Raw genomic sequence first — 19,542 nt, forward strand, 5'->3', positions numbered from 1 at the left:
GGCGAAGGCCGCTTCGGCGGCGTCGACGTCACCGGCGCCCGCGACGTCCGGCTCAGCCGGGGCCGGATCAGCATCGTCGGAAGGGACGTCATGGCTGGCGACCGCAGACGACTCGCTGTCCGTCGTGTCGATCACAGGCTTCTCGCCGTCTTCGGGCTTGTTGTCGCTCATCGTGTGAAAGCTCGTCCCCGGCCGCCGAACGCGGCTCGTATCCGCGCAGCGGTATAGCCCGATTACGCCGTGGGCAAGGCTTCGATCACCACGAAGGCGAGTGCGTAGGGGTGTTCGTCGGAAAGGGTCAGGTGAATGTGCGGCGTATGGCCGGGCGGAGTCAGGCGTTTGAGGTGCTCGGCCGCGGGTCCCGTCAGGGCCAGGGTCGGCTGGCCCGAACGCAGGTTCACCACCCCCATGTCCTTCCAGTAGACGTCCCGACGCATGCCGGTGCCCAGCGCCTTGGCGCAGGCTTCCTTGGCCGCGAACCGTTTGGCATAGCTCCAGGCGACGTCCGGCTTGCGCTCCGAGCGGGCGCGTTCGATCTCGGTGAAGCAGCGGGTCTTGAAGCGGTCGCCAAAGCGATCGATCGACGCCTGGATGCGCCGGATGTCCGACAGGTCCGCGCCGACGCCGAGGATCACTCGCGCGTTACGGCCTGGGCCGCCTCCATCGCCCCGCGCATGCGCCGGATGGCGGCGGCAAGACCGACGAAGACCGCCTCCCCGATCAGGAAATGGCCGATGTTGAGCTCGCGGATCTCCGGGATGGCCAGCACCTCGGCGGCGGTGTCGTAGTCCAGACCGTGGCCGGCGTGGACCTCCAGCCCCAGCCCGTCGGCCTGGGCGCAGGCGGCGGCGAGGCGGTCGAACTCCACGCCCCGTTCTCCGGCCGGCAGATGGCAGTAGCGGCCGGTGTGGAACTCCACGACCTGGGCGCCGACGGCGGCGGCAGCCTCGACCTGGTCGGCCGAGGGATCGATGAACAGGCTGACGCGGATACCGGCGTCCGACAGGGCCCGGACCACGGGTGCCATGGTCGCCTCATGACCGGCGACGGCCAGCCCGCCCTCGGTGGTGACCTCCTCGCGCCGCTCGGGCACCAGACAGGCGGCATGGGGACGATGGCGCAGGGCGATGGCCAGCATCTCGTCGGTGACGGCCATCTCGAAATTGAGCGGTTTGCCCGCGGTCTTGCAGAGGGCGGTCAGGGCCTCGATGTCGGCGTCGCCGATGTGCCGGCGATCCTCGCGCAGGTGGGCGGTGATGCCGTCGGCGCCTGCGCGGATCGCTTCCTCGGCCGCGCGCACAGGATCGGGATGCACCCCGCCGCGCGCGTTCCGCACGGTCGCGACATGGTCGATGTTGACGCCGAGCCGGACGGGCGGGCGGCTCACTTGGACAGCCGCCGGCTGCCCGGATCCTCGACCGGAAGGGCCGCCAGTTCGGGCGGCAGGGCGTCGGCGGGATATGCGGGCACCTCAAGCGACGCCAGGGCGATCAGGGGGACGCCGACATCCGCCTTGCCGCCGGAGCGGTCGACGATACAGGCGGCGGCGACCACCGTGCCTCCGGCCTCCTGGATGGCGGCGATGCATTCGCGGCTCGACAGGCCGGTGGTGACGATGTCCTCGACCATGACGACCTTCTCGCCCGGCTCGACGTGGAAGCCGCGACGGAGTTTGAACGCCCCGCCCTCGCGCTCGACATACATGGAGCGGACCTTCAGATGTTTGGCGGTCTCATAGCCCGGGATGATTCCGCCGACGGCCGGGGAGATGGCGACGTCGACGGGTCCGACCGTGGCGACGATCTTCTCCGCCAGGGCCTTGCACAGCCGCTCGCAGCGGGCGCCGTCCATGAAGACGAGGTTCTTCTGCAGGAAGACCGGGCTGTGCAGCCCGGACGACAGCACGAAATGGCCTTCGCGCAGGGCGCCGGCGGCACGGAACTCGTTCAGGACGTCTTCGGTGTTCATGGCGCCGGTCTTAGGACCAACCGGAGCGCAGGTGAAGCGTCAGCGTGACAGACGGGCGTCGCATTCCGCCGCACCCTCAGCGACGCCCAGCTCAGCGTAGATGCGCCGCGCCTCAGCCCAGTCGACGACCGCCTCGCCGGGCCGGTCGAGGGCGTCCAGCGCGAGCGCCTTGAGCCGGAGCGCATTCGCGAGGTCGAGCGCCCGATCGGGCAAACCGGCATAGATGTCGGCCGCCGCGGTCGCGTCCGTCAGGGCGGCTGCGGCCCGGCCCGCGAGGCGTTCACGGTCGGAGCTGTGACGAAGGTCGAAGGCGCGTTGCAGATCGTCCATCGCGCCCTCTGCGGCTCAGTATTCGCGGCTCTGGGCCTGCCGCTCTTCCAGCTGGCCGTCCTTGAGGGCGAAGACGCGGTCCATATGGCCGGCCAGTTCCATGTTGTGGGTGGCGATCAGTGCCGCGACGCCGGTGGTCTTGGTCAGGTCGCGGAGGGATTCGAACACCGAGTGGCTGGTGGTCGGGTCGAGGTTGCCGGTCGGCTCGTCGGCCAGCAGCAGGCGCGGCCCGTTGGCGAGGGCGCGGCCGATGGCGACGCGCTGCTGTTCGCCGCCCGACAACTGGGCGGGCTGGTGCGTCAACCGTTCGCTGAGGCCGAGCGTGGTCAGGATCTCGTCGGCGCGACGACGCGCCTCCGCCTCCGGCCAGCCGGCGATCCGCATCGGCAGGGCCACGTTGTCGCGCGCGTCGAACTCCGGCAGCAGATGGTGGAACTGATAGACGAAGCCGACCCGGCTGAGCCGCATCCGGGTGCGGGCCCGCTCGTCCAGCTGACCGACGTCCTCGCCGTCGATGAAGACCTGACCCGAGGTCGGACGCTCCAGCAGGCCGGCGGCGTGGAGCAGGGACGACTTGCCGGACCCCGACGGGCCGATCAGCCCGACCAGTTCGCCCGGATGGATGTCGAGGTCGACGCCCTTGAGGACGGTCAGCTCGCCGTTACCCGTGACATAGGTCCGGGTCAGGCCGCGCGCAGAGAAGACGGGATCACTCAAAGCGCAGAGCCTCCACCGGGTCGATGCGGGTCGCATTCCACGACGGGATCAGACTGGCCACACACGACATGAAGAAGGCCCACATGGTAATCCAGAACACGTCCGTCGGGTCGACCTCGGCCGGAATGCCGTTCAGCATATAGACGTCCGCTGGAAACAGCCGGGTCTGGAACACCCACTCCAGGAAATGCTGGATCGACCCGATGTTGAGACAGAACAGCAGACCCAGGATCAGGCCCGTGATCGTGCCGGCGACACCGATCGAAGCGCCGGCCATGAAGAAGATGCGCAGGATCGACGACGGGCTGGCCCCGATCGTCCGCAGGATGGCAATGTCCCGGGTCTTGTTCTTCACCAGCATGACGATGCCGGAGATGATGTTCAGCGCCGCGATGGCGACGACCATGCCCAGAATGATCGACATGGCCACGCGCTCGACCTTCAGCGCGCCCCAGAAGGCGGCCAGCTTGTCGCGCCAGTCGACGACGAAACCACCCGGCCCCGCGGCCTCGCGGACGGCGGGGAGATAGTCGCCGACCCGATCCGGGTCCTTGACCTTCATCTCGATGACGTCCCAGACGCCTTCCTTGCCGAAGAACAACTGGGCCTGTTCCAGCGGCATGAAGATGAAGGCGCGGTCGTAATCGGCCGTGCCGGACGAATAGGTGCCGCCGACACGGTAGGTCTTGTTCAGACCACCGAGGTTGCCGAATGCGGAATCGGCGCCCGTCGGGGAATAGATCTCGATCGGATCGCCGACGCGCAGGCCGAGACTGTCGGCCAGGGCCTGACCGATCAGCACATTGTCACCACCGTAGGCGCCCTGGCCGAAACTGGCACGCGCCTGGTCCGACAGACTGGCGTCGACGTACTGCATGGTGTCGAGATCGGCCGGAGCGATGCCGCGCACGAAGGCGCCGGTCGTCTGGCCGCCGGCCCGGATGATGGCCTGGGACTCGGTCAGGGGCGTGACGCTGACGACGCCCTCCACCCCCCGGAGACGGTCGACGATGGCGTCGCGGTTGAAGGCACTGAGCACCTCGCCCTGGACATACATGTGTCCGTTGAAGCTGAGCATCCGGCCGAGGAGCTCGTTCCGGAACCCGGCCATGATGCTGAGCACCACGATCAGGGCCATGACGGCCAGGGTGATGCCGATGAAGGAGATGATGGCGATCAGGGCCACCCCGCCCTCCTTGCGCCGGGCGCGCAGGTAGCGGAGCGCCAGGCCGATCTCCCAGGCGGAGAAGGCGCCGGCGGGTTTCACTGGGGCGTCGGTCATCTCGAAATCTCCCTTCTCCCCTTGGGGGAGAAGGTGGCGCGCGGCGCGCGACGGATGAGGGGGCTGTCGGCTACGAGGCTCTTCGTTGGAGTGAGGAACTGCTGAACCGTCCCCCTCATCCGTCCGGCTTCGCCGGCCACCTTCTCCCCCGAGGGGGGAAGGGAAACGATCGTGCTCAACCGATGGCCTCCAGCGCAGCGGCGAGAGCCACAGTCGACTTCTCGCCGGTCGCGCGACGCTTCAGTTCGACGACGCCGTCGGCCACGCCCTTGGGACCGATGACCAGCTGCCACGGAATTCCGATCAGGTCGGCGGTGGCGAACTTGCCACCCGGACGCTCGTCGGTGTCGTCATAGAGGACCGACTTGCCGGCCTTTTCCAGGGCCTCGACCGCCGCCTCGCAGGCCTCGCAGACCGACGGATCGCTGGCGCGCAGGTTGATCACGACCACGTCGAACGGGGCCACGGCGTCGGGCCAGATGATGCCGGCGTCGTCGTGGCTGGCCTCGATGATGGCGCCCAGCAGGCGGGAGACTCCGACGCCGTAGGAGCCCATGTGGACCTCGGTGTCCACGCCGTCCGGCCCCGCGACCTTCGCCTTCATCGGGGCCGAGTATTTGGTGCCGAAATAGAAGATGTGGCCGACCTCGATGCCGCGCGCGGTCAGGCGATCGCCCTCCGCCGTCTGGCTTTCGAACTGGGCGGCGTCGTGCATTTCCTCGGTCGCGGCATAGAGCGAGGTGCGGCCGTCGACGATGGCCTGAAGGTCGTTCCAGTCGACGTCGGGACCGGGCGCCGGCATCTCGACCAGGGCCTTATCGCAGAAGACCTGGCTCTCGCCCGTGTCGGCCAGGACGATGAATTCGTGGGACAGGTCGCCGCCGATCGGGCCGGTGTCGGCACGCATCGGCACGGCCTTCAGACCCATGCGGGCGAAGGTGTTCAGATAGGCCACGAACATGCGGTTATAGGCCCGACGCGCCGAGGCTTCGTCGATGTCGAAGGAATAGGCGTCCTTCATCAGGAATTCGCGGCCGCGCATCACGCCGAAGCGCGGACGGCGCTCGTCGCGGAACTTCCACTGGATGTGGAAGAGGTTGAGCGGCAGGGCCTTGTAGCTCTTCACGAAGCCCCGGAAGATGTCGGTGATCATCTCCTCATTGGTGGGGCCGTACAGCAGCTCGCGCTCGTGCCGGTCGGTGATGCGCAGCATCTCCGGCCCATAGGCGTCATAGCGGCCCGATTCGCGCCACAGGTCGGCCAGTTGCAGGGTCGGCATCAGGAGTTCAACGGCCCCTGCCCGCTCCTGTTCCTCGCGCACGATCTGTTCGATGCGGTTCAGGACACGCAGGCCCAGCGGCAACCAGGCGTAGATGCCGGCGGCCTCCTGTTTGATCATCCCGGCCCGCAGCATCAGCTGGTGCGAGACGATCTGGGCGTCCGACGGCGCCTCTTTCAACGTGGGCAGGAAATAGCGCGACAGGCGCATTGTTCGGTCCTTGTTCGGGGTCGTCTCGTCTAGCCCGTGCGGGCGAACCTTGGCAACGCAATGGCGGCGCGTTTGACACCATGATCGCAGTATGCTTTGTTTTGCAAAGTTCTTCATGGAGAGACCAATGACCCGCCTGTTCACCACCGCCCTGTTCGCCGCCCTCGCCCTGCCCGCCGTCGCCGCAGCGGGGACGGTCGAGGTCCGCCTGACCGGCGCCGTCCCCGGCGGTCCGGTCATGGTTCAGCTGTGTTCCGAGGCCGAGGGCCTCATGCGCTGCGCCAGGACGGCCCGGGTCACCGTCAGCAACGGTACGGCCGTGGCCCGGTTCGAGAATGTCCCGGCCGGTCGCTGGGGCGTCGCCGCCTTTCAGGATGTGGATTCCAACGGCCGCCTCGGCTTCGGCATGATGGGCCGGCCGAACGAACCCTGGGGCTACAGCCGGGCCGCGCCGGCCGTCATGGGGCCGCCGGCCTTCCGGGACGCAGCCGTCAACGTGCCCGCAGCGGGCGGTGTGATCCCTGTCGCGCTGGGGCTCTGAGTTCGATGAACCTCGATCTCGTCCCGCTCGGCTGGTTGCACAGCCTCGCCTGCCTCATCGCCCTTGCGACCGGGGCCTATGTCTTCGCGACGCCCAAAGGCACCCGCCGGCACCGGCAGGTGGGTCAGGTCTTCGTCGCCTCGCAGGTGATCCTCAACCTGACGGCGCTCGGCATCTATCAGTTGGGCATCTTCTTCTTTCCGCACGTGCTGGCGATCCTGACCCTGGTCCTGATCGCGGCCGGCTGGGGATCCGCCCGGCTGATCCGCCGGCACGGCATCTGGAAACACGTCCACCTGTCGAGCATGATCCTCAGCTACTACCTGCTGATCGGCGGCGGGGTGAACGAGGTCTTCCTGCGCATCGACGCCATGCGGGAGCTCGTCAGCCGCGAGGGCGGGCAGATCATCGGCCTGACCCACAGCGTCACCCTGCTGGTCTTCCTGATCCTGCTGCTGGCCTGGAACGCGGCCGAGATCGTGCGGACGCTTCTCCGCCGGCGGCGGCGCGCACGCCTGTCGGCCGCCCAGGTCGTGTGAACTCTAGGGAACGGGCGGTGCCAGATCCGGCAGCGGCATCCAGCCGATGAAGACCAGCCACATCACGAACAGCCACAGCAGGAAGGCCACCCAGGTCGTGGTGATGAATTTGCGCTTCAGGTTCGGCGTCTTCGGCGCCCCCCACTGGCTGCCGTCGGTCGGCGGCTCGTGGGTCTCGCTGGAGGTGCCGATCGGAAGAACAGTGAACAGCACCACCCACCAGACGACGACGTAGATGGCGAACATGGTGATCGGGCCGATCGGCATGTCAGTGCGTCTCCTTGGGGGTTTCCATCAGCTCGACCAGCACCCCGCCCATGTCCTTCGGATGCAGGAACAGGATGGGCGTGCCGTGGGCGCCGATACGGGGTTCACCCGTCCCGAGAAGGGTCGCCCCCTTCGCTCGCATGCTGTCGCGGGCGATCAGGATGTCCTCGACCTCGAAACAGACGTGGTGCTGACCGCCCTTCGGATTTTTCGCGAGGAAGCCGTGGATCGGGCTGTCCTCGCCCAGCGGTTCGATCAGTTCGATCTGAGAATTGGGCAGGTCGATGAAACAGACCCGCACCCCCTGTGCCGGCAGGTCGAACGGCTCACCCGCCGAGGTCGCACCGAGAATGTCGCGGTACAGGGCGACACTGGCCTCGATCGAGGGCGTGGCGACGCCGATGTGATTGAGTCTGCCGATCATCCGCCCGCTATGGCCCCTCGTCCGCAAGCGGGCAAGCCGCGCCCATGCCGGGAGCCCGCAAAGCCAGCAGGATGGATCGTCGCACCTCGGCCGACATCAGCCCGGCGCCCTCAAGGATACAGCCGACCACGGTGTTGGAGTTGGGCGCCAGCAGGCCATAGGTCGCGTTCCTGGCCTCCAGTTCGCGCCGGGCTCTGTCCAGGGTGGCAGGGGCGGCGCGCACGACAGCCGGGTCCCGGCTGACGATGGTCATCTCGTGCAGGGCCTCGCCCGAACTCGGGAAGTCGTAGGCGGCGTCATCATAGGGCGTCAGCCGGGCGGACAGGCGGTCGCGGGCTTGGCCCGCGTCGGGGAACTTGCCCTCCTGACTGGCGGAGAAGGCCAGGGCCTGGCCCTGCTCCGGGACCACCAGGATATAGGCGTGGCGGGGGAACAGCAGATAGTGCGCCATCCATTTGGTCACCCAGACGAGAGGCGCATCGTCTGGCCCGAGGGCATGGGCACCGACGTAGACGCCGGGGGGCAGGACACGACTGTCGACCCGGCCGTTAACGGCCTGGATCCGGTCGATCATCACCTGATCCAGCAGGAAGGTGCCACCTTCGGCCGCCTGCTCGAAATGGGCCCGGATCTGGCCGGCGGTGGGGTCGTCCCCCAGATTCCCGCCGTGAAGAATGCGAAAGGCCTCGTCCGAGGTCGGCCGGTCGCCCGTTGTGCTGAACCACAGGACGGCCAGTTCGTGCGCGGTGCGCGACGCCGGGTCCTCGCCCCGGAAGGTCGACAGGCTGAGCACCAGATTGATCGCCAGGAACAGGGCGACGATCCCCGCCAGCCCCTGCCCTGCGATCACCCCCCATTTGCGCCAGCCGGTGAGCGGATGGCGCGCGTGACGGATACGGTGTTTGAGGCGGCGCGCCCGATCCTGAACCCGTTCGAACGAAGGGCGCGCCATCGACCTACAGTCTCAGGATCACCGTCTCGACGATCGGACGGCGGTCCCAGATCTGCTGCGAGGCCTTCTTCAGCACACGGGCCACGGCCTGTTCGACCACATCGTCGTCGTCGCGGGCCTCGCCCTTCAGCGAGCCCACGACCTGTTCGACGCGCTCGGCCAGGTCGTCCAGGGCGTCGCCCAGGGGCGTGACCTCGTCGCCCGGCAGGCCGATGGCGCGCACGTCGATGTCGGAGACGATCTTGCCGCGCCGGTCCATGGCGAAGCTGACGACCAGTACGCCGTTGGTCGAGGCGTGGCGACGCTCGCGCAGGGCCTCGCCCTTCTCGGTCACCACCATGCCGCCGTCGACATAGAGGCGGCCGTTCGGAACCTCGTCGATGATCACGGCCTTTCCGGGGGCGAGGCGAACGAGGTCGCCGTTGCGCGGCGTCACCGTCTCCTCGACGCCCAGATCGCGGGCGAAGGCGGCGTGCTCCATCAGGTGGCGACGCATGCCGTGGGTCGGGACCGAGATGCGCGGCCGGGCCCATTCGTACATCTGTTTCATCTCGTCGCGGCACGGGTGGCCGGAGACGTGGATGCCGGGGTGGTCCTTTTCGGTGTAAAGGCGGACGCCGCGATCGGCCATCCGGTCCTGCAGGTTGGCGATGGCCAGTTCGTTGCCGGGGATGACCCGCGACGAGAAGATGCAGTGGTCGCCCAGACCCAGTTTGATGAAGGGGTGCGACCCGTCGGCGACGCGCGACAGGGCCGCCCGGTCCTCGCCCTGGCTGCCGGTGCACAGATACAGGATCTCGTCCGCCGGCCAGTGGCGGGCCTCGTCCTCGGTCAGGATGCGCTGCGAGTCATTGAACAGGCCGACGTGACGGGCCGCGGCGGTGATGCGGTGCATCGACCGGCCGGCCAGGGCGACGCGACGCCCGGCCTTGTCGGCGGCCTTGATGACACTGACCATGCGGGCGACGTTGGAGGCGAAACAGCCGACGGCGATGCGCCCGGTCTTCAGCGAGCCGATCAGTTTGATCAGGCCGTCCTGGGCCTCCGTCTCCGACCCGGCCTCGCCTTCGACGAAGACATTGGTCGAGTCGCAGACCATGGCCAGAAGGCCGTCGTCGCCCATCTTCGTGATCGTGGCGATGTCGGTCGGCTGACCGATGACCGGGGCCGGATCCAGCTTCCAGTCACCGGTGTGGAAGACGGTGCCGAGCGGCGTGGTGATCTTCAGGCCGTTCGGCTCGGCGATCGAGTGGGTCATGGTGACGAAGTCGACCTGGAACGGGCCGAGATCGACGTGGCCGCCCATCGGGATCTCGATGATCTTGACGTCCTTGACGCCGTTGTCGCGCAGCTTCTCGCGGATCAGGAAGGCGGTGAAGGGCGTGGCGTACAGCGGCGCCTTCATCCGGCTCCAAAGCCACGGCAGGGCCCCGATGTGATCCTCGTGCGCGTGGGTCAGGACGATGCCACGGATAGTCTCGCCCTCGAGGAAGGCGGGATCGGGCACGATGATGTCCACGCCCGGCGTCGACAGGTCGCCGAAGGTCACGCCGACATCGACGATCATCCACTGGCGATCGTCTTCCGGCCCGTAGCCGTAACAGTTCAGGTTCATTCCGACCTCGCCCGAGCCGCCGAGCGGCAGGAAGACGAGTTCGTCGTTGGGTTTTGCTTTCGTCATGTGTCCGTCAGATGGGTATTGCGGCGCCAGATTTCGAGCAGGCCGCGGATGGTCAGGTCCGGATCGAACCGGTCGATGGCCGGGGTCGCCCCCTCGAACAGGGAGGCGACGCCTCCGGTTCCAATGACGGTCATGGGCGCGCCCCACTCCGCCTTGATGCGTGAGACCATGCCCTCGATGAGGCCGACATAGCCCCAGAAGACGCCGGACTGCATGTTGGACACGGTGTCCTTGCCGATTACCGTGTCGGGTTTCTGGATGGCGATGCGCGGCAGCATGGCCGCCGCCTCATGCAGGGCCTGGAGCGACAGGTTGATGCCGGGCGCGATCGCCCCGCCCTCGAACGCCCCGTCGGCGGCGATGACGTCGAATGTCGTGGCTGTGCCCGAGTCGATGACGATCAGGTCGCCGGGATAGACCAGATGCGCCCCGATGGCGTTGACCAGCCGGTCGGCGCCCGCCTCGCTCGGCTTCTTGATCCGCACGGGGATGCCGAGCTCGACATTGTCGCCGATGACCAGGGGTTCGACCGACAGATAGCGGCGCGCGAGGTTCCTCAGGTTGAAGATCGACTGCGGCACGACGCTGGAGATGATGCAGCCCGTCAGCGAGGCCAGTTCGATCTTCCGCATGGCCAGCAACTGGGTCAGCCAGACCGCATATTCGTCGGCCGTGCGGCTGGCCTCGGTGGCCGTGCGCCACTGGGCGATCCAGGTTTCGCCGTCATGGACCGCGAACAGCGTATTGGTGTTGCCCTGTTCGATGGCGAGAAGCATCAGGCGGCCCTTCCGTGCGCGTCCGAACCGAAGAAGACGTCGCCCGCCGAGATGAGGCGCAGCGCCCCGTCTGCGATGCGCAGGCGAAGCGCGCCGTCCTGGGCCACCCCCTCGGCGATTCCCTCCACCGTCTCATGCCCGAGCCGGGCGACGCAGGGGCCGTCCAGACCGGTCGTTCGGGCGGTCCAGGCGTCGAGGATCGGCTCGAAACCCAGGCTGTCCCAGCGCGCCTGCCAGACCGCGAAGGCCTCGGCGAGCACGGTCGCGGCGGCGTCGATCGAGGGCGGATAGGCGATGTCGGTGCGCAGATGGGCGGCGAGGCTGGTGGCGGGCCTCTCGGTCCCCTCCGGGGCATGGGCCAGGTTCACGCCGATGCCGACGGCCAGCCACAGGGCACCGTTCGCATGGAGGCCGGACTCGATCAGGATGCCTGAAGCCTTGTCGCCCGCGAGCATCACGTCGTTGGGCCATTTGATCGAGACCACGCCCGGAACGGCGAAGGCGTCGAACAGGTCGGCGACGGCGAGCGCCGCGACGAAGGTGATCTGCGCCGCCTCAACGGGAGGCTTCGCCGTCAGGGTCAACAGGGTGGCGAACAGGTTGCCCGTGTCGCTGTTCCACTCGCGTCCGCGCCGTCCTCGCCCTGCCGACTGGCGGCGCGCCACGATCCACTGGCTCGCGGCGTCGCCGGACTCGGCCCGGCGACGGGCCTCGGCGTTGGTGGAATCGATCTCGTCGAGGAGGTGAATGGGCGGCGTCACCGCCCTACCCAGCTCCGAAACCGGTCGCGGCGATACGGGTCAGGGGCTCCAGCCAGGTCAGACCGACAATGACCAGCGGGAAGGAGAAGGCCGCGCAGGCCCAGCCGATCCACTGGGCTTCCACCGGGGCCTTGTCGGTCGGCGCCGTGCCCTCGGGTGCCGCGTCGAACCACATCAGCTTGATGATGCGCAGATAGTAGAAGGCGGCCACGACCGACGCGACCAGACCCGCGGCGGCGACCATCCAGTAGCCGGCCGAGGCGGCGGCGCCGAAGACATAGTATTTGCCCCAGAAGCCCGAGAACGGCGGCATGCCGAGAACCGACAGGGACAGGATGGTGATGGCCAGGGCGGTCAGCGGCCGGTCCTTCTTCAGTCCCGCCAGATCGGCGATCTTGCGGATCGGACGACCATTGCGGCTCAGCGACAGCAGGATGGCGAAGAAGCCCATGGTGTCGATCATGTACAGGGTCATGAAGGTGACCATGGCCTGCAGGCCCTGTTCGGTGCCGGCGGCGATGCCGAGGATGGCGTAGCCGATGTTGGCGATCGAGGAATAGGCCAGGAGACGCTGGACGTCCTTCTGGGCCAGACCGCCCCAGGCGCCGACCACGAAGCTGGCCAGGGCGATCAGGATCAGGACCTGGGCCCACTGGTCGTGGGCGCCGAGGAAGCCTTCGGACAGGGCGCGGGCGAACAGGACCATGGCCGCCATCTTCGGCGCCGTGGCGAACAGGGCCACGACCGGCGTCGGCGCGCCCTCATAGACGTCCGGCGTCCACATGTGGAACGGCGCGGCCGAGACCTTGAAGGCCAGGCCGCAGATCAGGAAGACGAGGCCGAAGATCAGGCCCGGCCCCGGGTTGGCGGCCGCATAGGCGGCGATGTCCTCGAACCGCATCGATCCGGCGAAGCCGTAGATCAGGCTGGAGCCGTAGAGCAGCAGGCCCGACGACAGGGCGCCGAGAACGAAGTACTTGAGGCCGGCTTCCGACGCCCTGAGGTCGTCACGGTGATAGGCGGCGAGGATGTAGAGGGCCAGGGAGTGCAGTTCGACCCCGACGTAGAGCGAAATCAGGTCGCCCGACGACACCATCATCCCCATGCCGACGGCGGCCAGGACGATCAGGATCGGAAACTCGAAGCGGGCGATGTTCATCCGCTGCATCCAGCCGCCGCCCAGCACGACGGCGAAGGCCGAGGCGATGTAGATCGCGACCTTCGCGTAGATGGCCAGCGGATCGGCGACATAGGCGCCGTTGAAGGCCTCGCCCAGGGGACCGGTCGCGGCCACGGCCGATGCGGCGACCAGCAGGGCCACCGACAGGATGGAGATCAGCCGCGCCGACTTCTCGCCGATGAAGGCGCCGAGCAGCAGCAGCACGAGGGCGCCGATCGCGAGCGTCAGCTCCGAGGCGGCGAGGTTCAGGGCGTAGGACAGGTCAGGCATTATTCTCTCACCCGCCGGTCGCGAGCTGCCAGCCGTTGACGACGGCGTCGACGGAGGCTGCGGTGTAGTTCAGGACCAGGTCCGGCTGCACGCCCAGCCAGATGGTTCCGACGATCAGGGGAACGAAGATGACCAGCTCGCGCAGGTCGATGTCCTTGATCGTGGCCAGGGCCGGGTTGGTGATCTCGCCGAACATGACGTTGCGATAAAGGGTCAGGGCGTAGACGGCCGACAGGATCACGCCGGTCGCGGCCACGAAGGCGGCCCAGGTCGAGGCCTGGTAGACGCCGGTCATCGTCAGGATCTCGCCGATGAAGCCCGAAGTTCCCGGCAGCCCGACGTTGGCCATGGTGAACATCAGGAAGATGGCGGCGTACCAGGGCATCCGGTTCGTCAGGCCGCCGTAGAAGGCGATCTCGCGGGTGTGCATCCGGTCATAGACGACGCCGACGCAGAGGAAGAGCGCGCCCGAGATCAGCCCGTGGCTCAGCATCTGGAAGACGGCCCCCTGCATGCCTTGGGCGTTGCCGGCGAAGATACCCATGGTCACGAAGCCCATGTGGGCGACCGAGGAATAGGCGATCAGCTTCTTGATATCGGTCTGACGGAAGGCCACCAGCGAGGTGTAGGCGATGGCGATCACCGACAGGGTGAAGACCAGGGGCCGGTACATCACCGACGCATCCGGGAACATCGGCACGTTGAACAGGATGAAGCCGTAGCCGCCGAGCTTCAGCAGGATGCCGGCCAGGATGACCGAGCCCGCCGTCGGCGCCTGGACGTGGGCGTCGGGCAACCAGGTGTGCACCGGCCACATCGGCATCTTGACCGCGAAGGAGGCGAAGAAGGCCAGCCACAGCAGCGACTGGGCGACGGGTCCGAACGCGTATTCCTTGAGCGCCGGGATCGACGTGGTGCCGGCCTCGTTGGCCATCCACAGCATGGCCAGCAGCATCAGGACGGACCCGAGCAGGGTGTAGAGGAAGAATTTGTAGGCGGCGTAGATCCGGTTCTGACCGCCCCACACCCCGATGATGATGAACATCGGAACGAGGGTGCCCTCGAAGAAGATGTAGAACAGGAACAGGTCCAGCGACGTGAACACGCCGATGACCAGGGTCTCCAGCACCAGGAAGGCGATCATATAGTCGCCGACGCGCGTCTCGACGGATTTCCAGCTGGCCAGGATGCAGATCGGCATCAGGAAGGCGGTCAGCAGGACGAACAGGATCGAGACCCCGTCGACGCCCAGGTGATAGCCGGCGCCGGCGAACCAGACATAGTTCTCGACGAACTGATAGGCCGCGTTCGTGCTGTCGAACTGCAGCACCAGAACGGTCGCGACGGCCAGCACCACCAGGGTGGTGATCATGGCGACCCAGCGGGCGATCGTGTCCTCGCTGGACTTCGCCATCAGCTTGGCGAGCAGGATAAGGCCCGCGCCGACCAGCGGCAGGAACGTCACCACGCTCAGGATGTTGGGGATCGTACCCATAACTCAGGCGCCCCAGGTGTAGATGGCGAAGGCGAGCAGACCGGCCACGCCGAGCAGCATCACGAACGCATAGTGATAGACATAGCCGGACTGGATCTTCGCCAGTCGCGCGGCGGATTTCAGCGACGCCCATGCGACACCGTTCGGCCCCAGGCCGTCGATGATCTTCACGTCCCCGATCTTCCAGAACAGGTCGCCAAGGCCCTTGGCGCCGCGCACGAAGATGAAGTCGTAGATCTCGTCAAAATACCACTTGTTGTAGAGGAAGCTCCACAGCGGGCCCTCCTTGGCCGCCATCCGCTTCGCCAGGCCCTCACGCATGACGTAGTAGTAGAAGGCAATGAAGGCGCCGAGCAGGGTCACCACCAGCGGTGACCACTTCACCCATTTCGGAACCTCGTGGCTGTCGTGCAGGACGTGGTTGTTCGCGCCCGAGAAGATGGCGCCGCGCCAGAACTCGGCCTCGTGGTGGCCGATGAAGCTCGGGGCGAAGACGAAACCTGCCGCGACGGCGCCGACCGACAGGGCGATCAGCGGCACCAGCATGATCCACGGGCTCTCGTGGGGCTTCAGCGGGCCGTGATGGCCATGGTCGTCGTGGGCATGATCATCATGCGCGTCCGGCGCCGAATGGGCGTGCGCAGCGTGGTCGTCGTGGCCGTGGTCATGAGCGTGGGCCGCCATCGCCTCTTCCGTCCACTGGGGCTTGTTGTGGAAGGTCATGAAGATCAGCCGCCACGAATAGTAGCTGGTCAGGGCCGCCGCGAAGATGCCGACGATGAAGGCGAAATACCCCGCCGCAGAGTGACCGCTGGTCGCCGCCGCATAGGCGCTCTCGATGATCGAATCCTTGGAGTAGAAGCCGGCGAAGCCGCCGATCTCGGGGATGCCCAGACCGGTGATGGCGATCGTGCCGATCATCATCACGGCATAGGTGACCGGCAGCAGCTTCCACAGCCCGCCCATCTTCCGCATGTCCTGCTCGTGATGCATGCCGTGGATCACCGAGCCGGCGCCAAGGAACAGCAGGGCCTTGAAGAAGGCGTGGGTGAACAGGTGGAACATGGCGGATTCGTAGACGCCGACGCCCGCCGCGAAGAACATGTAGCCCAGCTGCGAACAGGTCGAATAGGCGATGACCCGCTTGATGTCGTTCTGCATCAGACCGACGGTGGCGGCGAACAGGGCCGTGACCGCGCCGGTGATGGCGATGAGCAGGGAGGCCGTCGGGGCGTATTCGTAGATCGGGCTCAGCAGGCACACCATATAGACGCCGGCGGTGACCATGGTCGCCGCGTGGATCAGGGCCGAGACCGGGGTCGGGCCCTCCATGGCGTCGGGCAGCCAGGTGTGCAGGAAGAACTGGGCCGACTTGCCCATGGCGCCGATGAACAGCAGCACGCCGGCCAGGTCGAGCGCCGACCAAGTGTAGCCGAGGAACTCCCAGCCCGTGCCGGCCTTGGAGGCGATCAGCGGGAACAGTTCGGCAAACTGGATCGTGCCGAACATCCAGAAGACGGTGATGATGCCCAGGGCGAAGCCGAAGTCGCCGACGCGGTTGACGACGAAGGCCTTGATGGCCGCGGCGCTGGCGGTCGGCTTCTTGAACCAGAAACCGATCAGCAGGTACGAGGCCAGGCCCACCCCTTCCCAGCCGAAGAACAGCTGCATGAAGTCGGCGGCGGTGACCAGGGCCAGCATGGCGAAGGTGAACAGCGACAGATAGGCGAAGAAGCGCGGCCGGGAGTCGTCCTCGGCCATATAGCCCCACGAATACAGGTGGACGAGGGACGACACGGTCGTGACCACGACCAGCATGACGGCCGAGAGGGCATCGATGCGGATCGACCAGTTCGACTGGAAGTCACCCACGGTGATGAAGGGTGAAACGACGACCGTGAACGGCTCCAGGTGACCCCAGGTCCACTGGCTGAACACGGTCCAGGCCACGGCGCACGAGAAGAACAGCAGGCCGGTCGTGACGATCTGCGAAGGAATGTCGCCGATGCGGCGTCCGAAGAAGCCGGCGATCGCGGCGCCGAGCAGGGGGGCGAAGACGCCCAGGGTAACGAGCAGTTCGAGAGACACGATCAGCCCTTCATCACGCTGGCGTCGTCAACCGCGATATCGCCGCGGTTGCGGAAGAAGGTCACCAGGATGGCCAGGCCCACCGCGGCCTCGGCGGCGGCGACCGTCAGGACGAACATCGCCATGATCTGCCCCTGCACGTCGTGCAGATAGGCCGAGAAGGCGACGAAATTGATGTTCACGGCCAGCAGGATCAGCTCGACCGACATCAGAATGATGATGACGTTCTTGCGGTTCACGAAGATGCCGAAGACACCGATGGTGAACAGCATCGCCGCCACCGCCAGATAGTGCTGCAGGGTGACTTCCATCAGCGCAGTTCCTCGCCCGTCACGCCGACGCCGGTGACGACGCCCTTGATCTCGACCGAGGTCTTGCGGTCGCGGTTGGTCTGGGCGCCCGGGTCCTGGCGGCGGACCGAGGTCCGCTTGCGCAGGGTCAGGACGATGGCGCCGATCATGGCGATCAGCAGGACGATCCCGGCCGCCTGGAAGAAGTAGACATAGTCCGTATAGAGCACCCGCCCGATCGTCTCGACGTTGGAGGCGTCAGGGCCGGCGACCGCCGGGGCCAGGGCGTCGGCCGTCGCGCCGCCCTGGACCACCACGATCGAGATCATGATCATCTCGGCCAGCAGGATGCCCGCGACGATCGCGGCCAGCGGCAGATAGGTCGCATATCCCTCGCGCAGGCGGACGAAGTCGACGTCCAGCATCATCACGACGAACAGGAACAGCACCGCGACGGCGCCGACGTAGACGACCACCAGAAGCATGGCGAGGAACTCCGCGCCCAGCAGGACGAACAGCCCGGCCGACGAGAAGAAGGCCAGGATCAGCCACAGGACCGAGTGCACGGGATTACGCGCCGTCACGACCAGAAGGCCGGACGCCACGGCTGTCGCCGCCAGCAGATAGAAGGCTATGCCTTGCAGCATGGGAGGGACGATGCCCCTTTCAGTCGGTTGGGCGGCGAACCCGCAGGGATTCGCGCGCTTCGTTTAGCGATAGGGTGCGTCGAGTTCCAGATTCTTCGCGATCTGCCGTTCCCAGCGGTCGCCATTATCCAGCAATCGAGCCTTGTCGTAGTAGAGTTCCTCGCGCGTCTCGGTCGCGAACTCGGAGTTCGGTCCCTCGACGATGGCGTCCACCGGGCAGGCCTCCTGGCACAGGCCGCAGTAGATGCATTTGACCATGTCGATGTCGTAGCGGGTCGTGCGGCGGCTGCAGTCCGAGCGGGGTTCCGACTCGATCGTGATGGCCTGGGCCGGGCAGATGGCCTCGCACAGCTTGCAGGCGATGCAGCGTTCCTCGCCGTTCGCATAGCGGCGCAGGGCGTGCTCGCCCCGGAAGCGCGGCGACTGCGGGCCGCGCTCGAACGGATAGTTCACCGTGGCCTTGGGCCGGGCCATGTATTTCAGCGACAGGCCGATGGCGCCGAACAGGTCCAGCATCATCGCGCCCTTGGCGGCCTGGGCGATACGCGTGATCATCGGACAGGGTCTCCCGGACGCGTGCAGTCGCGGCGATAGCGATCCGTGTCCTTGTTCATGATGGCGCACAGGCGGACGCGTTCTGCCTCCTGGCGCTCGATGCCCTCCTGGCGGCGTTGCCACTGATAGGGCGAGGTGGGTTCGGCTTCATACGGGGCCGGGAAGGCGCAGCCGGCGAGCGTGGCGGCCGTAAGGGCGATGAGGACCATCCGGATCATCCTCCCACCGCGAACACGCGCCAGGCCGAGGTGACGACGACCGCCACCAGCGAGGTCGGCAGGAAGATCTTCCAGCCCAGACGCATCAGCTGGTCGTAGCGGTAGCGGGGCACGAAGGCCTTCACCAGAGAGATCATGAAGAACCAGAAGACGATCTTGGCGAAGAAGATCAGGAACAGCAGCAGGTTCAGCAGGATCGGCGGCCAGCCGGCGGCGAAGTCGATCGGGAAGCCGGGGTTCCAGCCGCCGAAGAACAGGATGCTCATCATCGCGCACATGAAGATGATGTTCACGTACTCGCCCATCATGAACAGCAGATAGGGCGTCGACGAGTATTCGACCTGATAGCCGGCCACGAGCTCGGACTCGGCCTCGGGCAGGTCGAACGGCGGACGGTTGGTTTCGGCCAGGGCCGAGACGAAGAACATCACCATCATCGGCACCATGACGACGAACAGCGGCCAGGTCCCCTCGCCGCCCCCGAAGACGTACCAGTTCCAGAACCAGCCCTCCTGCGACTCCACGATGGACGACAGGTTCATCGTCCCGGCCAGCAGGATGACGTTGATGATGATCAGGCCGATGGAGACCTCATAGGACACCATCTGGGCAGCGGACCGCAGCGAGCCGAGGAACGGGTACTTCGAGTTCGAAGCCCAGCCGCCCATGATGATGCCGTAGACGCCCATCGAGGAGATGGCGAAGACATAGAGGATGCCGACGTTCAGGTCCGACACGACCCAGCCGGGCGCGAACGGAATGACGGCCCAGACCGCGAAGGCCGTGATCACCGTGATCACCGGAGCCAGAAGGAAGACGAACTTGTCCGCGCCGGCGGGGACGACGATCTCCTTCAGGACGAATTTGATCATGTCCGCGAAGGACTGAAGCAGGCCGAACGGGCCGACGACGTTCGGGCCCTTTCTCATCTGGACGCCCGCCCAGATCTTGCGGTCGGCCAGCAGCAGGAAGGCGACGGCGATCAGCACCCCGACCGTGATCAGGGCGACCGCCCCGGTCGTGGCCAGGGTCCAGCCGAGCGGCGTGGTCCAGAAGGAAGTCGATTCCATGC

General features: G+C 66.8%; 23 protein-coding genes. 2 read left to right on the plus strand and 21 right to left on the minus strand.

Annotated features, from left to right (window positions below):
- Positions 1 to 233: 233 nt before the first annotated feature.
- The 7 genes from acpS to proS all read right to left on the minus strand — a co-directional run bounded on the left by acpS (position 234) and on the right by proS (position 5,786).
- Positions 234 to 635 carry a holo-ACP synthase gene (acpS, locus tag Q0044_RS09490; RefSeq protein WP_298161753.1) on the minus strand — a complete coding sequence of 134 codons (402 nt, stop codon included), beginning with the start codon at positions 633 to 635 and terminating at the stop codon, positions 234 to 236.
- Complete coding sequence (locus Q0044_RS09495) at positions 632 to 1,387, minus strand: pyridoxine 5'-phosphate synthase (RefSeq protein ID WP_298161754.1); 756 nt, start codon at positions 1,385 to 1,387, stop codon at positions 632 to 634. The genes acpS and Q0044_RS09495 overlap by 4 nt, the downstream gene beginning before the upstream one ends.
- Positions 1,384 to 1,968: an orotate phosphoribosyltransferase gene (gene pyrE, locus Q0044_RS09500; RefSeq protein WP_298161756.1), complete on the minus strand. Its 585-nt coding sequence runs from the start codon at positions 1,966 to 1,968 to the stop codon at positions 1,384 to 1,386. The genes Q0044_RS09495 and pyrE overlap by 4 nt, the downstream gene beginning before the upstream one ends.
- A gap of 39 nt (positions 1,969 to 2,007) precedes the next feature.
- Complete coding sequence (locus Q0044_RS09505; protein WP_298161758.1) at positions 2,008 to 2,298, minus strand: hypothetical protein; 291 nt, start codon at positions 2,296 to 2,298, stop codon at positions 2,008 to 2,010.
- A 15-nt stretch (positions 2,299 to 2,313) separates the two neighbouring features.
- Positions 2,314 to 3,015 carry an ABC transporter ATP-binding protein gene (locus tag Q0044_RS09510; protein ID WP_298161759.1) on the minus strand — a complete coding sequence of 234 codons (702 nt, stop codon included), beginning with the start codon at positions 3,013 to 3,015 and terminating at the stop codon, positions 2,314 to 2,316.
- On the minus strand, positions 3,008 to 4,297 hold the full coding sequence (locus Q0044_RS09515) for a lipoprotein-releasing ABC transporter permease subunit (RefSeq protein ID WP_298161760.1): 1,290 nt from the start codon (positions 4,295 to 4,297) through the stop codon (positions 3,008 to 3,010). Before Q0044_RS09515 ends, Q0044_RS09510 begins: the two co-directional genes overlap by 8 nt.
- 175 nt (positions 4,298 to 4,472) lie before the next feature.
- Complete coding sequence (gene proS, locus Q0044_RS09520; RefSeq protein ID WP_298161761.1) at positions 4,473 to 5,786, minus strand: proline--tRNA ligase; 1,314 nt, start codon at positions 5,784 to 5,786, stop codon at positions 4,473 to 4,475.
- Positions 5,787 to 5,913: 127 nt separating this feature from the next.
- Between proS and Q0044_RS09525 the strand changes: the two genes are divergently transcribed.
- Together Q0044_RS09525 and Q0044_RS09530 are read left to right on the plus strand one after the other, a co-directional pair.
- Positions 5,914 to 6,327, plus strand: a complete 414-nt coding sequence (locus Q0044_RS09525) for a DUF2141 domain-containing protein (protein ID WP_298161762.1) — start codon at positions 5,914 to 5,916, stop codon at positions 6,325 to 6,327.
- A gap of 5 nt (positions 6,328 to 6,332) precedes the next feature.
- Positions 6,333 to 6,866, plus strand: coding sequence for a DUF2306 domain-containing protein (locus tag Q0044_RS09530; RefSeq protein WP_298161763.1), 534 nt, complete (start codon positions 6,333 to 6,335; stop codon positions 6,864 to 6,866).
- 3 nt (positions 6,867 to 6,869) lie between these two features.
- On the opposite strand, the gene Q0044_RS09535 is transcribed toward Q0044_RS09530, so the two are convergent.
- The 14 genes from Q0044_RS09535 to nuoH form a co-directional block, all read right to left on the minus strand.
- Positions 6,870 to 7,133: a DUF1467 family protein gene (locus Q0044_RS09535; protein ID WP_298161765.1), complete on the minus strand. Its 264-nt coding sequence runs from the start codon at positions 7,131 to 7,133 to the stop codon at positions 6,870 to 6,872.
- 1 nt (position 7,134) lies between these two features.
- Positions 7,135 to 7,557 (minus strand): methylmalonyl-CoA epimerase, encoded by a 423-nt coding sequence (gene mce / locus Q0044_RS09540; protein ID WP_298161767.1) that lies wholly within the window; start codon positions 7,555 to 7,557, stop codon positions 7,135 to 7,137.
- Positions 7,558 to 7,564: 7 nt separating this feature from the next.
- Positions 7,565 to 8,509, minus strand: coding sequence for a hypothetical protein (locus Q0044_RS09545; RefSeq protein WP_298161769.1), 945 nt, complete (start codon positions 8,507 to 8,509; stop codon positions 7,565 to 7,567).
- 4 nt (positions 8,510 to 8,513) lie between these two features.
- The gene (locus Q0044_RS09550) at positions 8,514 to 10,190 is read right to left on the minus strand and encodes a ribonuclease J (protein WP_298161770.1); all 1,677 of its coding nucleotides are present in this window, start codon (positions 10,188 to 10,190) and stop codon (positions 8,514 to 8,516) included.
- Entirely contained in the window at positions 10,187 to 10,969 is a 783-nt protein-coding gene (locus Q0044_RS09555) for a type III pantothenate kinase (protein ID WP_298162070.1), read from the minus strand. The genes Q0044_RS09550 and Q0044_RS09555 overlap by 4 nt, the downstream gene beginning before the upstream one ends.
- Positions 10,966 to 11,727, minus strand: a complete 762-nt coding sequence (locus tag Q0044_RS09560) for a biotin--[acetyl-CoA-carboxylase] ligase (RefSeq protein ID WP_298161773.1) — start codon at positions 11,725 to 11,727, stop codon at positions 10,966 to 10,968. The genes Q0044_RS09555 and Q0044_RS09560 overlap by 4 nt, the downstream gene beginning before the upstream one ends.
- A 4-nt stretch (positions 11,728 to 11,731) precedes the next feature.
- Positions 11,732 to 13,177, minus strand: a complete 1,446-nt coding sequence (nuoN, locus tag Q0044_RS09565) for an NADH-quinone oxidoreductase subunit NuoN (protein WP_298161775.1) — start codon at positions 13,175 to 13,177, stop codon at positions 11,732 to 11,734.
- A gap of 7 nt (positions 13,178 to 13,184) precedes the next feature.
- Positions 13,185 to 14,672 carry an NADH-quinone oxidoreductase subunit M gene (locus tag Q0044_RS09570; RefSeq protein WP_298161778.1) on the minus strand — a complete coding sequence of 496 codons (1,488 nt, stop codon included), beginning with the start codon at positions 14,670 to 14,672 and terminating at the stop codon, positions 13,185 to 13,187.
- A 3-nt stretch (positions 14,673 to 14,675) separates the two neighbouring features.
- Positions 14,676 to 16,760, minus strand: a complete 2,085-nt coding sequence (nuoL, locus tag Q0044_RS09575) for an NADH-quinone oxidoreductase subunit L (protein ID WP_298161781.1) — start codon at positions 16,758 to 16,760, stop codon at positions 14,676 to 14,678.
- Between the two features lie 2 nt (positions 16,761 to 16,762).
- On the minus strand, positions 16,763 to 17,071 hold the full coding sequence (gene nuoK / locus Q0044_RS09580) for an NADH-quinone oxidoreductase subunit NuoK (RefSeq protein ID WP_298161784.1): 309 nt from the start codon (positions 17,069 to 17,071) through the stop codon (positions 16,763 to 16,765).
- Complete coding sequence (locus Q0044_RS09585; RefSeq protein WP_298161786.1) at positions 17,071 to 17,697, minus strand: NADH-quinone oxidoreductase subunit J; 627 nt, start codon at positions 17,695 to 17,697, stop codon at positions 17,071 to 17,073. Before Q0044_RS09585 ends, nuoK begins: the two co-directional genes overlap by 1 nt.
- Before the next feature lie 63 nt (positions 17,698 to 17,760).
- A complete protein-coding gene (gene nuoI / locus Q0044_RS09590; protein WP_298161788.1) occupies positions 17,761 to 18,252 on the minus strand; it encodes an NADH-quinone oxidoreductase subunit NuoI in 492 nt (163 codons plus the stop codon).
- The gene (locus Q0044_RS09595) at positions 18,249 to 18,461 is read right to left on the minus strand and encodes a hypothetical protein (protein ID WP_298161790.1); all 213 of its coding nucleotides are present in this window, start codon (positions 18,459 to 18,461) and stop codon (positions 18,249 to 18,251) included. The genes nuoI and Q0044_RS09595 overlap by 4 nt, the downstream gene beginning before the upstream one ends.
- A 5-nt stretch (positions 18,462 to 18,466) precedes the next feature.
- On the minus strand, positions 18,467 to 19,540 hold the full coding sequence (gene nuoH, locus Q0044_RS09600; protein WP_298161792.1) for an NADH-quinone oxidoreductase subunit NuoH: 1,074 nt from the start codon (positions 19,538 to 19,540) through the stop codon (positions 18,467 to 18,469).
- Between the last annotated feature and the right edge of the window lie 2 nt (positions 19,541 to 19,542).

This window comes from Brevundimonas sp. (assembly GCF_027484365.1).
Lineage (GTDB): Bacteria > Pseudomonadota > Alphaproteobacteria > Caulobacterales > Caulobacteraceae > Brevundimonas.

Bases quoted from the DNA above. Each gene is read 5' to 3' on its own strand.
- pyrE (WP_298161756.1), bottom strand. From the start codon at position 1,968: ATGAACACCGAAGACGTCCTGAACGAGTTCCGTGCCGCCGGCGCCCTG.
- Q0044_RS09545 (WP_298161769.1), bottom strand. From the start codon at position 8,509: ATGGCGCGCCCTTCGTTCGAACGGGTTCAGGATCGGGCGCGCCGCCTC.
- nuoN (WP_298161775.1), bottom strand. From the start codon at position 13,177: ATGCCTGACCTGTCCTACGCCCTGAACCTCGCCGCCTCGGAGCTGACG.
- Q0044_RS09585 (WP_298161786.1), bottom strand. From the start codon at position 17,697: ATGCTGCAAGGCATAGCCTTCTATCTGCTGGCGGCGACAGCCGTGGCG.
- Q0044_RS09515 (WP_298161760.1), bottom strand. From the start codon at position 4,297: ATGACCGACGCCCCAGTGAAACCCGCCGGCGCCTTCTCCGCCTGGGAG.
- Q0044_RS09570 (WP_298161778.1), bottom strand. From the start codon at position 14,672: ATGGGTACGATCCCCAACATCCTGAGCGTGGTGACGTTCCTGCCGCTG.
- nuoI (WP_298161788.1), bottom strand. From the start codon at position 18,252: ATGATCACGCGTATCGCCCAGGCCGCCAAGGGCGCGATGATGCTGGAC.
- mce (WP_298161767.1), bottom strand. From the start codon at position 7,557: ATGATCGGCAGACTCAATCACATCGGCGTCGCCACGCCCTCGATCGAG.
- nuoK (WP_298161784.1), bottom strand. From the start codon at position 17,071: ATGGAAGTCACCCTGCAGCACTATCTGGCGGTGGCGGCGATGCTGTTC.
- Q0044_RS09505 (WP_298161758.1), bottom strand. From the start codon at position 2,298: ATGGACGATCTGCAACGCGCCTTCGACCTTCGTCACAGCTCCGACCGT.
- nuoH (WP_298161792.1), bottom strand. From the start codon at position 19,540: ATGGAATCGACTTCCTTCTGGACCACGCCGCTCGGCTGGACCCTGGCC.
- Q0044_RS09550 (WP_298161770.1), bottom strand. From the start codon at position 10,190: ATGACGAAAGCAAAACCCAACGACGAACTCGTCTTCCTGCCGCTCGGC.
- Q0044_RS09525 (WP_298161762.1), top strand. From the start codon at position 5,914: ATGACCCGCCTGTTCACCACCGCCCTGTTCGCCGCCCTCGCCCTGCCC.
- proS (WP_298161761.1), bottom strand. From the start codon at position 5,786: ATGCGCCTGTCGCGCTATTTCCTGCCCACGTTGAAAGAGGCGCCGTCG.
- Q0044_RS09535 (WP_298161765.1), bottom strand. From the start codon at position 7,133: ATGCCGATCGGCCCGATCACCATGTTCGCCATCTACGTCGTCGTCTGG.
- Q0044_RS09595 (WP_298161790.1), bottom strand. From the start codon at position 18,461: ATGGTCCTCATCGCCCTTACGGCCGCCACGCTCGCCGGCTGCGCCTTC.
- Q0044_RS09530 (WP_298161763.1), top strand. From the start codon at position 6,333: ATGAACCTCGATCTCGTCCCGCTCGGCTGGTTGCACAGCCTCGCCTGC.